General features: G+C 57.5%; 11 protein-coding genes. 4 read left to right on the top strand and 7 right to left on the bottom strand.

Translation table 11 applies throughout. The annotated features are described in order from the left end of the window. The first annotated feature begins 63 nt into the window (after positions 1-63). Entirely contained in the window at positions 64-2,751 is a 2,688-nt protein-coding gene (pepN, locus tag GNX18_RS16050) for an aminopeptidase N (protein WP_166219355.1), read from the top strand. Positions 2,752-3,027: 276 nt separating this feature from the next. Then, the gene (locus GNX18_RS16045; RefSeq protein WP_166219353.1) at positions 3,028-4,914 is read left to right on the top strand and encodes a hypothetical protein; all 1,887 of its coding nucleotides are present in this window, start codon (positions 3,028-3,030) and stop codon (positions 4,912-4,914) included. Positions 4,915-5,065: 151 nt separating this feature from the next. Here the strand turns inward: GNX18_RS16045 and GNX18_RS16040 are convergent, their stop codons facing one another. The 3 genes from GNX18_RS16040 to GNX18_RS16030 all read right to left on the bottom strand — a co-directional run bounded on the left by GNX18_RS16040 (position 5,066) and on the right by GNX18_RS16030 (position 10,031). Further along, positions 5,066-6,007: a hypothetical protein gene (locus GNX18_RS16040; RefSeq protein WP_166219351.1), complete on the bottom strand. Its 942-nt coding sequence runs from the start codon at positions 6,005-6,007 to the stop codon at positions 5,066-5,068. A gap of 162 nt (positions 6,008-6,169) precedes the next feature. After that, on the bottom strand, positions 6,170-7,120 hold the full coding sequence (locus GNX18_RS16035) for a hypothetical protein (RefSeq protein WP_166219349.1): 951 nt from the start codon (positions 7,118-7,120) through the stop codon (positions 6,170-6,172). A gap of 142 nt (positions 7,121-7,262) precedes the next feature. Continuing rightward, positions 7,263-10,031: a hypothetical protein gene (locus GNX18_RS16030; RefSeq protein WP_166214651.1), complete on the bottom strand. Its 2,769-nt coding sequence runs from the start codon at positions 10,029-10,031 to the stop codon at positions 7,263-7,265. A 414-nt stretch (positions 10,032-10,445) separates the two neighbouring features. On the opposite strand from GNX18_RS16030, the gene GNX18_RS16025 reads away from it, so the two are divergent. Next, positions 10,446-10,829, top strand: a complete 384-nt coding sequence (locus GNX18_RS16025) for a RidA family protein (RefSeq protein ID WP_138234503.1) — start codon at positions 10,446-10,448, stop codon at positions 10,827-10,829. Positions 10,830-10,922: 93 nt separating this feature from the next. Continuing rightward, on the top strand, positions 10,923-11,753 hold the full coding sequence (locus GNX18_RS16020; RefSeq protein WP_138234502.1) for a RimK family alpha-L-glutamate ligase: 831 nt from the start codon (positions 10,923-10,925) through the stop codon (positions 11,751-11,753). A 111-nt stretch (positions 11,754-11,864) separates the two neighbouring features. Here GNX18_RS16020 and GNX18_RS16015 read toward each other — a convergent pair whose 3' ends face one another. From GNX18_RS16015 to GNX18_RS16000, 4 genes are all read right to left on the bottom strand, one after another. Continuing rightward, positions 11,865-12,611, bottom strand: a complete 747-nt coding sequence (locus GNX18_RS16015) for a TerC family protein (protein ID WP_138234501.1) — start codon at positions 12,609-12,611, stop codon at positions 11,865-11,867. Between the two features lie 82 nt (positions 12,612-12,693). Further along, complete coding sequence (locus GNX18_RS16010; RefSeq protein ID WP_166219347.1) at positions 12,694-13,083, bottom strand: STAS/SEC14 domain-containing protein; 390 nt, start codon at positions 13,081-13,083, stop codon at positions 12,694-12,696. Positions 13,084-13,180: 97 nt separating this feature from the next. Continuing rightward, positions 13,181-13,492, bottom strand: coding sequence for a hypothetical protein (locus GNX18_RS16005; RefSeq protein ID WP_138234499.1), 312 nt, complete (start codon positions 13,490-13,492; stop codon positions 13,181-13,183). Positions 13,493-13,504: 12 nt separating this feature from the next. After that, positions 13,505-14,233 carry an SIMPL domain-containing protein gene (locus GNX18_RS16000; protein WP_166219345.1) on the bottom strand — a complete coding sequence of 243 codons (729 nt, stop codon included), beginning with the start codon at positions 14,231-14,233 and terminating at the stop codon, positions 13,505-13,507. Between the last annotated feature and the right edge of the window lie 93 nt (positions 14,234-14,326).

Genomic DNA, 14,326 nt, shown 5'->3' with positions numbered 1-14,326 from the left:
TCCGGGCACGGAATACTTTGAATACAGGGCGCTGCACAACTGAAATACCTACCGGAGAATTCAATGCCCCGAATTTCACTCGTCAGTACGATCCGTCGCACCGCCATTGCCGGGGTTGTTTTCAGCACCTTGAGTGTCACTGCAGCGGCAGTGGCACGTGACAATAACCAAGCAAGTCTGATCGAACGGCCGAATGCACCGCTGCTGACGGCGGAATACGCGGCGCTGCGCCGCGCGCAGATCGCCGATGTGGATTACACCATTGCGGTGAAACTCGACGGCGATGCCGAGAGTTTCACCGGCGTGGTCACCGCCGACACCACCCTCGCCCACGATCTGAAACAGCCGCTGACGGTCGACTTCGCCGGCGGTGACGTGAAGTCGGTACGCGCCAACGGCAAGCCGGTCAAATTCCACTACAACGGCAACTTCATCAGTATCGCCCCGCGGGATCTGCGTAAGGGCGAGAACAGCATCGTCATCGAATACAGCCATCCCTATTCCAGCGACGGCTCCGGCCTGCACCGCTTCAAGGACCAGGAAGACGGCAGCACCTACCTCTACACCCACTTCGAGCCTTACAAGGCCAACCGCTTTTTCCCGCACTTCGACCAGCCGGATCTCAAGGCCCGCTACACCGTGGAAGTGACCGCGCCGGCGGATTGGCAGGTGATCACTACCGCGCGCGAAGAAAAAGTGAAGGAAGTGGAAAATGGTCTGAAGCGCTGGTATTTCCCGCAGACCAAGAAATTCTCTTCCTACATCTTCCCGCTGCACGCCGGCCCCTATGCCGTGTGGGAGAGCGACGCCAACGGTATTCCCCTGCGCCTGTTCGCGCGCAAGGCGATGGCGGAGTACGTCAAACCGGAAGACTGGTTCAAGTTCACCCGCGAGTCTTTTGACTTCTACCAGAAGTATTTCGACATTCCCTATCCGTTCGGCAAATACGATCAGGTGATCGTGCCGGACTTCACCATCGGCGCCATGGAAAATGTCGCCGCGGTGACCTTCAATGAAGCCGCCTACGTCAGCCGCGGAGCCAAAACCCAGGCCCAGCGCCAGCGCCTCGCTAATGTGATTGCCCACGAGATGGCGCACATGTGGTTTGGCGACCTGGTAACCATGAAGTGGTGGAACGGCCTGTGGCTGAAAGAGAGTTTCGCCACCTATATGGCATCGCTGGCCCTGGCGGAAAACAGCGAATTCGAGGATGTGTGGCAGAACTTCTACCTGGGCTCCAAGCGCTGGGCCTACGGCGCCGACCAGCTGCCCACCACCCATCCCATTGAAGTGCCGGTGCCGAATACCGACGAGGCCTTCTCCAACTTCGACGGCATCACTTACGGCAAGGGTGGCTCGGTGCTGAACCAGCTGCCCTACTACCTGGGCAAGGAAGAATTCCGCCAAGGCGTGAGCAACTATCTCAAGCAGTACTCCTACGGCAACGCGGAGCTCGACGACTTTATGGGCGCGCTCGGCAAGGCCGCCAACAAGGACCTGCAGCAGTGGACGCAGAACTGGCTGTACAAGGCCGGCGTCAACACCATTTCCGCCAGCTTTCAGTGCGACCGCGACCGCATTACTTCGCTCACCATCGAGCAGAGCGCACCGGAGCAGTACCCGGTACTGCGCTCGCAGAAGGTGCAGCTGGGTATTTACCGTATGCAGGGCGGCAAGATGACCCGGGTCGCCAAGGTGCCCGCGATCTACAGCGGCGCGCGCACGGAAGTGAAAGATGCCGTCGGCATGCCCTGCCCGCAGATCCTGAGCCCCAACGATGAAGACTGGGCCTACGTGAAAACCAGTCTCGACGGCAATTCTGTGGCGGCCATCAACCGCCATATCAACGACATCGAAAGCCCGTTCACGCGCCTGATGCTGTGGCAGAGCCTGTACGATTCGGTCACGGATGCAAAGCTGCCGCTTACCGACTGGATCGAGTTTGCCCTCGCCAATGCCAGCAAGGAAACCGACATCAACGTCATCCGTTTGATTGCCGGCCATCTGGAAAGCGCGCGCGCCTATCTGTTCCGCCTGGATATTCCGCAATCCCTGCGCAAGGAAAAATTGCAGGCCATCGAGGACTTTGCCTGGAGGCAGCTGAATGCGGCACCGCAAAAAAGTGATGCACAGAAAACCTGGTTCCAGACCTGGTCTGATCTCGCCCAGAGCAAGACCGCATTGAAGCGTGCCGAGCGATTGCTCGACCATAAAATGACAATCAAAGGCCTGGAGATCGACAAGGACCGCAGCTGGCCGCTGATCGCCCTGCTGAATCGCAATCTGTTCGGCGACTATGAAGAGCGCATCAACCGGCAGCTGGAAAACGACAGCAGTGACCGGGCGCAACTTGCCGCCATCAGTGCCCGTGCCGGCCGCCCGACCCTGGAGGCAAAAAGCCTGTGGCTGGATAACATCCTCGACAAGCGCGACACCCTCAAACTGAGCCAGATCCGCGCCGCTGCCGGCAGCCTGTTCCCGGCGGAACAGCTCGACCTTTACCGCCAACTCGCCCCGCGCCTGTTTGCCGCGGTGCCGCAGGTCAGCAGCACCGGCGACACCCTCTACAACAAGGCCTACGCCATGCTGTTCCCGGTGGTGTGTGTTAAAGAGGATATCGCGGCCTACAACAGTGCGCTCACCAATAGCACCAATCTCATGCCGGCCCTGGGCCGCGTGTTGAAAGATCGCCGCCAGCAGAGCGAATGGTGCAGAGCTATGGATACGCTACAGCACCAGGCCAATAACTGAGCTTCGACAAAACGCTAGCCACACTCACTCAGCCCCCGAAATTCAGGGGGCTGAGTGACAACCCGACAGTAGCGAAGATTTCATTTTCAATTCCTCGCAGTGATCTCGATTCTCGCGCCCGCAATCCAAGCGTGGTATAACCCATTCCGCCAGATAATTGCGCACTGAGTCACAGTTTTCAGTGCGACCAGTCACCGTTTTTTTCATCAGTAACACCGATAATCCGCGGCGTTAGCAGTGCGGATTCATGAGTATTTAAAACAAGAGGGGACAAGCATGGCGTTCGATTATGGATCGATCGATCTTGGGCTTAAAAATCCATTCAAAACCGAAGGCACTGTCACCGCCATCCGCGGCGGCCTGCAGACCATTTCCGGTCTGGTGCTGCTGATTTCTGCCGCGGGCACGGTCAAAGAAAATGCCGGTGCCGGCTGGATACTGATGGCGTTCGGCCTGTTTCTGTTAGGCTCGGGCATCCGTGTACTCGCTGGCGGTATTTACGCGGTGCTGCGTTACTTCGTGGGCCGCAACCACCCCACCTCGCTGGCCCCAAACCGCAGCAAATCGGAAAGCAGTACCGCCAAGGAAGAGGCCGCCTATGTGGCCTACAACGCGCAGCAGCTGGAAGAAATGCTCATTGGCCGCAAGAATGCGACATTTACCGAGCCACAGGGATTCCTGGCGCGCCTGTTACACACCTTCATCCCCAAATTGCTGTTTATGCCCTACCCGGTGCGCAACTTCGCCCAGCGTTTGTTCGGAGCCTGGACCAGTACGCTGTTCGCACTTGTGGCTTTTGCCCTGGTGGCATTCGTATCCCTGGCGGGTTTCGCCGGCACAGCCGGGGAGCTGCTGTTCCCGGTATATTCCGTGCTGCTGATGGTCTATCTGCTGGCAATCTGGCGGCGCGCGGGCAAGCCGATCCAGCGCAGTGCCGAGCACAACATCGAATCTCTCGGCGGCGGCACACTGTCCCGAGCAATTACCCTGGCCCTGATCGTGCCCGTGTTGGCCGGCCTCGCCGTCTCCTGGATGCTTGCCAAGAGCCGTGTCACCCCGGAGCAACTGGACGGCTTCCTGGCCCAGGTGCCCAACCTGAATCCGGGACTGTACATCATTTCCGCACTTTTGCTCGGCGCGGCCAGCGGTGCGCTGTGCTTTGTACTTTTGCGCCAGCGCCTCACCGTCGCCAATCCGGTGGCAGAGGTATCGGAATTGCGCGAGAACTGGCAGGAGTCGGTTCACCCGAACGAAATTTTCATCAATCTCGACAACCTGGTAATGGCCAACCGCCGCTACAAGGAAGTTCCCAATCGCGTGTACCGCGAACTCGACCCGCAGCTGCAGGAACAGACCGATGGCAAGGGCGGGTTTCGCGGTGAAATGATTCAGGAGGTCCAGCCCCGCGTAAAGCCCATGGAACTCGGCGAGACCTTCCGCAAAGCGCGTTTTGCCGCCCTGGTTGCGGGCAATGTTCTGAGCATAATCGCCATTGCCTTCACGCTGATGCTGGCTTACAAGGCGGTGGATATTTACAGCTTCATTGCCAACCCCGCTACCGGCTCCATCAAGCAGATCCTGAACAGCGAGCAGGTGTTCACGCTGCTGGGCCTCAGCATGGGCGCAGTGCATATCCTCCTGATTGGCTTCCTGTTGAAGTCCTTTGGACAGCTACTCTCTAACGCGGCGCACCTGCACTTTGCCGAGATCCAATTTGAATCCCTGCTGGTGTATTTCAAATGTGAGGGCACCTTTACCGAATCGAAGATTTCCACCGGTACCGGTATTCACGACAGCACCCGCTCCGAGAACACCCTGGTGCGCAGCAGCATTACCCCCTGGGTGGTTGTATCTCGCATCGTTTCCAGCACCTTCGCCTCAACCGGTATGAAAAACCTGGAGCATCCGCGTCACATTCTGGAAATGCACCGGGACGAGCGCGAACTTCAGAGCATCAAGAATGACGTGGTGAATTTCCTGAAGGATCGCGAGTCCATTGCCTCCATCACCAGCAACCGCGACTTGGGCAACGCCTCGCAGATTCACCAACTGAATCAGCAGACCCGCGCCATGCCCGACGATCACAGTCTGGTACACGACGAGGAAGCGGCGGGCTTCCTTCGCAAGGAAGCGGAAGCAAAGCTGCCGGAAACGGATAAGTAACGCTCAACAAGCGATATAACAAAAAGGCCGCAGATTAGTCATCTGCGGCCTTTTTGTTTTTACTGACAGTCACACCCAAGTACATGCCGGAGTCGAGAGCATAACGAAATACTACCCGATACTGTCAAGAGCTCCCGACCCTGGCAAAGACTCAGTTTTTAACTACTCTGATGCCAATACCCATATGGTCGGTAACCGCAGCGGCGAGACTGCCGTTTTCACCAGCCACTTCCGTGCACTGGGACAGATAGACCAGATCTTCGATTGTTACCGTCGCGGTATTGTAGACAGCTACATCGTATTTTTTTGAGGCATTACTGTTGGTGCCACCAAAGCTGCGCTGGTGGGCGTCTTCCGGCTGAATATTCTTCCCCTGGTGAAACACCGAAAAATTCTGCCCGGTCGCCGCGGACACCACTTCCTGGGTGTAGCCAAGGCGCGGTTGGTTGGTGTCGCCCATGATGACATCGATCACGCCGCCACCGGCAACGCCCAGTAGAGAGTCTTGAATATCGCGGTAAAACTTTTTCGTGAGCGCTTCCTGGGTGGCCACGCTGTTCGGAACATGCACAAACAGAGCGCGGATTCCATCGCTCTTAATGGCGATCCAGCCCATCCCCTGCCCGAGAATCTGGTGGCTGCCACTGCCATTGGTATGTACGCTGAAACTGTTGCACGCCTTGCCGGAACTGAAAGCACCGAGCAGGTTGCCGGCGTGATTCTGCATACTCTGCCAGTCGCTGTGGTTGCCATCCATTTCCCCGTAGACCATCAGGCTGCACTGCCCAAGGGAGCGGATCAGGTGTTGGTGAGTCTGTCGCGCTTTGCCTTCCACCATCTTGCGAAAGCTCACATCCGTGTGTTTACCTTTTTGGATGTAGTTTTTTTGCGCGCTGGGCAGTAACTGCGCGGGGCCGTGTATCGGTATATCCGGCGCCGCACTGTCGGCAACCGGCATCGCCAGCATCCAGCGGCCGCCGCCGGCGGCAATGTTGTTGTGGGTCTTCTCAGTAAACCCTTGTGAATTCGATGCGTGTACACCGTGATCGGTATGGTTGCCGGAATTGAGGGATTGATAGGCAAAGACGGGCACGGCAGTCACCTCCTGTGATTGTATTCAGTCCGTGATGGCGTCCGCCCGTCGGCGTTGGCGGAGGCCGTTGGAAAACCGGCCCGTATTACATCACTTATTGCCGCCAAGCTCAGCAATTATAAAATCGTGTCAGAGTGAATTTTCTACGTGCGTCACACCGCTTTACCAATACGCCGCCACCGCCATGGCAATGGTCAGGCTGTGCGCCTTTTCCAGATCGGGATCGTCGAACCCCAGCTGTAATTTCCAAATGCCGTTGTCATCACCAACAGACAACAACCACTGCCGATCCACCAATTCGTATCCAAGATAGGGGTTTCCCGGGACATGGTCCCAGAGCAGCCCCGTCGTATAGCGCAGGTCGTTACCGTAGTACTCGACATCGAGCTTCACATCGGCGCCGCCGCGGGCATGTTCGGTGTAGCTGGCGAGCCCGTACATCGGTATTGTTTGCCGGAAATCTTCCAGCAGGCGCTTGCCGGAGAACAGCGGGTTCAGCTGTACCTTGTCTTCCACATCGCGGTCGATGGTGTCGAACTTACCATACGTGTGCGGCGCCAGCTCCCAGTCGATGCGGTTGTATAGATCCTGCAGCTGTATCTGTATCGTGCGTTCACTGCCGCTGTAGCCGACGGCGAGATCTGTCGTGAAGCCCCGCCCCTGGGGCATGTCGAACTGGTGTTCCAACAACAGGTCTTCGGTGTAGCGATAGTCGAGGTCTGCAGTGCCGGAGAAAAAGTCGCCCTCCGCATTCAGGGTGCCTGTCAGTTGCCCCGCTTGAAAATCGCTGGCTTCAAGCGCGGTGACACTGACACGCGCAAAGATGCCGCTTTGCCACCGGTGGCGGTAACCGATTTTGAACCCTTGCGCGCGCAGCTGGTCGATACGCAGGAAAACCGGCACATCCCCCTGTCTTGCAGGCAAGTTATTTTCATTGCGGTAATACAGGTCCGCAGTGTCGCGGTTGTATTCGAGGCGGTAGTCAAAACGCTGGGTGTAGCCGACCGTCCAGTTGCCATAGTTGGCACCCAGCTCCAGACGGTTGCGCGTCCAGGTGCTGTCGCCGGCGCCGGGGGCGTTTTTCCAGTCACCGGCAAATTCACTGATCGGCAATGCTTCACTAACGGTGCGGCTGGTAAAATCCAGCGTGATGCCGGCCGGCTGGGCGACGGACTGTACAGGCAGGCTCGCAGACGCCAGAACAAGAAGAGGCCACCAATGGTGGCCTCTTGCATGACGTTGCGATCTCCCCCGCTTAGAGCAGAGTTTCGATAGCATTGTCGATCCAGGTAATCACGTAGATATCGTCACCTTCTTCCGTCAGGGTGCCGTAGACGGTGCCATCCTTGCTAATGGTGCCGACGGCTTCGCCTTCGCTGCTGAAGCTCAGCTCGAACACGCTGCCTTCGCCATCGGTGAGCAAAATTACCGGCGCGCTGTCTTCGCCCTCGTAGGTGTACTCCACACGTAGCGAGTCACTGCCCCATGCCAGCGCAAGTGACAGATCTGCCACCTCGTACCCGGTGCGCTTGAGCACCAGTTCGATATCCATCTCCGGCAGGGTGGCGGAGAGTTTTCCGCTGGCATTTGCACGGAAGGTGGCTTTGGCATAACGGCCTTCGGCGTCCACATCCATTTCCGGATAAATGAGGGTCGCAGAGATGGCACCTGTTGCGGCATCGGATGGCACAATGGAAGCAAAGCCGAGTGTTTCGTACCAGTCGTCAGGTCCCGGGACATAGGTGCCCTCTCCCGGCACACGCGCCTTCAGGCTGCCGGCCAACAACCACTCGCCATAGTACTCGTCGAATGCCACACGGATATCCTGTTGAACGCCGGTGTCTTGCGCGAGAATGCTGTAGTAGCAAATACCGTTCTCCCAGTTCCATGCAAAGTCCAAGCTCCAGCAATCGTCATAGGACATCTGCTCGGCGGTAGCGAGGCCCCCAAAGTAAGTACGCGCAGGAAGATTACACTCTGCTTCACCGATTACGCTGACACATTCGGCAGTGATGTAGTAGTCGGTATAGGTTTCGGTTGAATCCACGGACAAGGTGTACCGGGCGACGACCTGATTTGCTTCGGTACCGAAAGTCACTGTCAGGCTGTTATCCGTTTCGTCGTAAACATAGCTGACAAGATCCTGCCGTTGATAGCCACTCGGGTAAAAGCCGTACTCATTGACGTTGTCGATGGTCAGGGTAACACCCGCCGCTACGTCTGTGACCTTCGCCTTGTCGGTAAATGTACCCTGCAGGGACAGTTTTTCCGGTAACAGCAAAAGCGCGTCGTTATCCGGCATCATTTGCTGATAGGACTCGCCTTCGCTCAATGCCAGCGCAATCGCGCCTTCAAAACCGTAGCTGGCATTTTCCAGGCTACCGTTCACTGCGATGCTGACACTCTCGATTATCGGATCGCCTTCAGCATCTTCGGCAAAGGATTCCGCCAATGCCAGGGTTACTTTAGAGCCATCACCCAGCGCAAACCGATTATCTCCGAGCACCGTCGCGCCTTCGATGGAGAGGATATTTTCTCCCGCAGGCATGGAAATGCTACCGGGCTCACCGCTCAGGTCGGGAAGGGTAATTGTGATATTTACCGCGACCTGGTCATCCGTGGTGAAATGGCTGCCATCCAGATCATAGACGCCGTTGCTTAGGGTCCACACAGTGCCATTTTTGACAATGCTGCCAGCGGGAAAGTGCGCCATAGCGCTCGCGCGTGAGTCGTAGTCGGTATCTTCGAGATACTTGTCCCAGAGATAGCCCGCCGCGTCGCTGAGGTTGAAGAAGGGTGTTTCAAGCGCAGGCTCTACACCGAACTCTACTGCGGAAATCTGATTGACCAGTACATCGCTGACTTCGCGGAAGGCGGTCAATACATGCTGGGTTTCACTGTCGAGAAGCGACTCGGCACTTTGCAGTTTCACCACAATGTTGTCCGGATTGTAACTCTCGGAGTCCACATCGATTTCCGCATTTATAGCAGCCAGGGCTTCTACGGAAACTTTACGCGCAGTAGCAACCAGAGCCTTGGCTTGTTGCAGATTAGTGGCCAGCTCTCCGCTGAACTCTATCGGTGGCAGGCAGGTTCCACTGTCACTGCAGTTGTCTTCTATCGCACTGGCAATATCTTGTCCTGCGCCAGCCGCGGCATCGGCAACACCGCCCAGTGCAGTGTTATTGGCACCGGCGGTTTCCGCCACTAAGGTAATAGCATTGCTGATTCCCTGCAGCGCAGTGGCGCCTATCGCGTTGGAAGCAAAGCCTGCGGTCAAGCCCGCCAATTGTGCCGCTACATCTCCGTCTGCCGCTTGCTCTATCGCGGCGTTAACCAGTGCAAAGCGCAACTGCTGCTCGTTCGCCTCAGTAGCCTTGGTAAGATCCACCGGCGCAATCGTATCCGGGTTGGCATCCAGCCCCAGGGCATTTTTTACAAAGCTGTTGGCCGCAGCAATGCTCGCCTGGTCAAGTTGAACTCCCGCCTTTTCAGAAACCAGCGTAGTCAGCGCGGTAATGCTACTGGATACTTCGGTCGCGGTTTCGTCTACGTACACGACGGAACTCAGTTCATAATCCAGCGCATATTGCTCGCCGAACTCAATCACACCGTCGCTATCGGTGTCGGCATCATCGGTACCGGCGGCGCGACAGCTGGCAGTGTCACAGGTCACCATCGCCTTGCCTTCGGCCGGATTCGTCAGCACCAGCTTTACCGCACCGCTATACCTTCCGAGATCGATACGGTAACTACCATCGGCCGCAGTAGTGGCAGTACCGATCACGGTACCATCCGCTTTGTGCGCCTCCACAAGTGCGCCAGAAATGATGCCCTTGGCCGCAGTGCCGCCAATTGAAACCGGGCTGCCGTTGCCGCCGCTAGAACTGGAGGAACTCGAGCTGCCACCACTGCTGGAACTACTGCTTGAGCTGCCACCGCCGCCATCGGAGCTTCCGCCACCGCCGCCTCCACAGGCAGTGAGCGCCGTGACCGCCAAGGCCAATGCGAGTTTCTTGTACATTCCTATTTTCCCCCGTTCCTTTAACAAAGAGTCACTCAGATAACTCCCGCAGTCCGTATTCCAGGTCCGCAGACTGCGGTACGAACCGTGTGACTTACTCAAACAAAGCCGCGCCAAGTGTGTGATGCAATTCTCATTGGCCGCGCCGGGGCACATGATGCATGACACAAAAGCGCGCCACAATGGCTCTATTTCGTTATTTTTACCGCTAGAATCAGATAAAAATTGCTCAACCTGGCCATTCAACGCTCAAAGGTGCTAATAAGCACCCAACACCGCATTCGCGCTCCCCGACACCTTGTGCCACTAGGGGATTTCTCTGGCCTATGGCATCATCCCGCGCCCAACCTGTAACCGGCCACACCCGTGGCGCTTTATCGGCTCTCCCAGAGCCTTTCTCCAAGGAGCATTTCTGTGAGCAGAAAACTGATTTCCAGCGGATCGGAGTTTGAAAGCAAGATCGGCTATTCCCGTGCGGTAGTGGACGGCGACTATGTGTTTGTCTCCGGCACCACCGGTTTCAACTACGCAACCAACAGCATCAGCGACAGCGTGGTGGAGCAGGCGGACCAGTGTTTCGCCAACATCGAGCAGGCCCTGCAGCAGGCCGGTGCCAAGGTGGCGGACATTGTGCGCGTGACCTATATCCTGCCAAACCGCGATGACTTCGAACCCTGCTGGCCGGTGTTCCAGAAGTGGCTGGGTGACGTGCGGCCGGCCGCCACCGTGTTTGAAGCGCGCCTGCTGAATGATGCGATGAAGATCGAAGTACAGGTGACCGCACGGTTACCCAAATAGCGGCATTTTTCTCGCCGGCGGATATAAATCCGCTTGACGAAAAACCCGGGCCGCCGTAAAAACGCGCATCTCAACTTGTGTGTGTTTTGACCGGTGGCTTGGATCTCTTTTGACGTATTCAGAACCCTCGGTTTCGCAGATACCCTGCAACTGAAACCCGAAGAAGTCTTCAAATACAAAGCGGAAATTGCCGAGGCGGAATGGGTGCTGTTCCCCGAGTACTGGCAATTGAACGCGCTGACCTATGGCCTCAAGGCCCGCGTCTTTCCCAGTGAAGCCAGCTACCGGCTGGGACACAACAAGATCGAAATGACCCGCGCTTTCGAGCTTGTTGCACCAGGCAATACGCCCAGCACACGCATCCTCGCCAACACCCCGGAAAATGCCGCCCGTCTGTGGGAGGCCATGGACCACCCATTTGTCGCCAAGCTGCCGAAGGCTTCTCGCGGCTGCGGTGTATGGCTGATCGAAAGCTGCGACGACTGGCGCAGTTACCTGGGAAAAACCGATGTGTTGTACGTACAGGAGTGGCTCCCCATCGACCGCGATATCCGTATCGTGATCGTCGGCGACCAGGTGGTGACGGCCTATTGGCGGCTGCAGGCAGCGCAGGGCTTTTACAACAACGTATCCAAGGGCGGCACGGTGGATCGCGCCCCGGTACCACAGGCGGCAATCGACCTGGCGCTGCATCTGGCGCGCACCCTCGACATCAATCACGCGGGCTGGGACATCGCCATGGTGGGTGAGCACCCCTATGTGATTGAGTTCAACCGCTTGTTTGGCAATCAGGGGATCGAGGGTGGCACAGCAAAACTGCGCGATGCCATTCTCCAATACCTACAGCAGAGTTCGACGCCCACCGGCCCCAATTACCCTACACGCCCGAGCACACCCCGGCGGCGCCTGCGACAGGTGGCGTGAGCGCAACCCTCCCCCGACCGGCGGCAGTTATGCAGTTATATGGGGGAGTACAACAGCAATGGCAACCGGGAGGATGTAGCCTGCGGCAATCCACGCCCGGTTTCCGTCTTTTCAGTCTTCCCGGTACGGCTTGCGCAGCTCCACCGCCTCCACCTGTTTCTTGCGCAGGCGGATATTGAGCATCTCCACGGCCACGGAGAACGCCATGGCGAAGTAGATATAACCCTTGGGTACGTGTACATCGAACCCTTCGATGATGAGTGTTACCCCCACCAGGATCAGGAACGACAGCGCCAGCATCTTGATGGTGGGGTGGCGATCGACAAAATCGCCGATGGGCTTGGCGGCAACCAGCATTACGCCCACTGCCAGGATGATGGCGATGGCCATGATGGAAACGTGGTCCACCAGGCCCACAGCAGTGATCACCGAATCCAGTGAAAACACGATATCCAGCACTGCGATCTGTACCAGCACCATACCGTAGGTCGCGGTGGCGACGCTGCTGTGCCCACCTTCGGCGCCTTCCAGACTGTTGTGGATCTCGTGGGTGGCCTTGGCCAACAGGAACAGGCCACCGCCGATCAGGATGACATCGCGCCCGGAGATTTCCTCTCCAAACAGGGTAAACCACGGCTGCGTAAGCCCCATGATCCAGGCGATGGAAAACAGCAGGGCCAAGCGGGTAAGCATCGCCAGTGCCAGGCCGATAAAGCGCGCGGACTCGCGCTGCTTTTCCGGCAGGCGCCCTACCAGAATGGAAATGAAGATGATGTTGTCGATACCCAGGACAATTTCCAGGGCAGCCAGCGTGGCCAGCGCAATCCAGGCCTCCGGGCTTGCAATCCATTCGAACATACACAAATTCCTGTGACGTTATTGTGAGGAAGCCGGGCGCTATAACCGGGCCCGGCTGGGAGAATTAGAAACGGAAGGGAGTTTATGCGGTTTCTTGCAGCCACGCCAAGGCCGGCGCCCTGTCTTCGAAAAAGCGGGCCTCGCCGCCGATAAACCAGCTGCCGATTTTGGCTGCGGTTTCCTGCCAGGATTTGTTGCCTACAATGGCCACGCGGTTGAACTGGCGCCCGTGCTTCAAACCCAGCTTGAGATCGTCCCAAGCCGCGCGGATCTCCCAGCCTTCGAGCTCGCGCAAATCCATCAGCACATCGATTTTAGGGTGTTGCATACCGGCAATCGCGGACTCCAGCATCGGCACCAGGGTTTCGTAATCCTGATGTTCGAGTTTACCGCGGGCATGCATGGCGAGCAGCACCCGTTCGTCGCCGGTGCGCTGGATACTGATGGAAAATCCGTGCTGAAATTCGCTCATGGCGGAACCTGCTGGCGGAAGAATTCAATCTCCCCGCTGGTATAGGATGGCTTCCGCCAGAAGGCAAATTTCCGGCTCCCCGCTCAGTGGGAAGGGATCAATGGGAGAGAATGTCGACGATTTCGTGGGTGGCGTGCACCAGCCGCACCAGCTCGCCTTCAATCCGCACGGTGACCAGGCCGTGGCGGTCTACCGGTTGCACGATGACCGCATGACTGTAGATCGAATCTTCCAGTACATGGCCGCGCACCAGCTTCTTCTTCCAGCCGGGGGGCAGTTCACCACCGCGCTCTGCTTTCTTCTGCAGTCCCGGGGGAAGTTCACCGTTTTTGTCCGGCTTTGCAATCGCTGCGGTTGTTCCCATTGCCAAAGACGCGATCAGAAGTACTGAAAGAAGCGGATGTTGCATATCACTAACCTTTTAGTCTGCCAGGTAATACTCGATGGTGGATACCACCCGCACTTTCTTGATGTGCGGATTGTTCTTGTCGCGGTCGCCGATCGTGAACTGCCCCTGTGACGCGCGGCGGATCTTGCCCAGGCGACTGCCGGAATCCTCGGCAAATTTTTCCGCAACGAAGCGCGCCTGCTTGGTGGCTTCCTCGACCATCAGTGGTTTCACCTCGTTCAGACGGGTGAATATATATTCCGGTTGCGCCTGATAATTGCCCTGGGAAAAGACGATACCGTCGCGCCCCAGATTCGCGAGTCCGTTCATCGCTTCGCGCACTGTTGCCACCTTGTCGGAATATACGGTGACCGTCTGCAACGCGGTATAGCGGTATGGGGAATTCTCGTTGCCGCCGTATTGCTGCGCGGATTTGTCCGTGATTGACGGCATAGACACCGAGATCGCGGCGGCGTCGATCCCCTGCTGTTGCAGGAACTTCTGGATTTTCTCGCTGCTGCTGGCGATGGTCTGGTAGAGCGCCGCCAGGTCATTGTCCGCGGCAGTGAACTGGATCGGCCAGATGGCGATGTCCGCGGGGAACTCGCGCTCCGCCAACCCCTTGACCGTGACCGTGCGCTCGTAACCCTTGAACCGCTCCACCGCTTTCACAGTAAAGCCGCCCAACACAGCCAGGCCGAGCAGTACACCAATGCCCAGCAGGGCAGCGGCGGCAATATTGTTCCTGTTCCATTGAGTCATGGCGGCTCCCGGTCTCGATACAAAGTGCTTGTAGCATGTTCGCCCACGACAGCTGAATCAAGTCTGAATCACGCAAAAAATTACCGCCGCCGC

The organism is Microbulbifer sp. SH-1, from assembly GCF_011326135.1.
Lineage (GTDB): Bacteria > Pseudomonadota > Gammaproteobacteria > Pseudomonadales > Cellvibrionaceae > Microbulbifer > Microbulbifer harenosus.
Note: the sequence above shows the minus strand (reverse complement) of the source record. Positions and strands in the feature narration are given on the sequence as shown.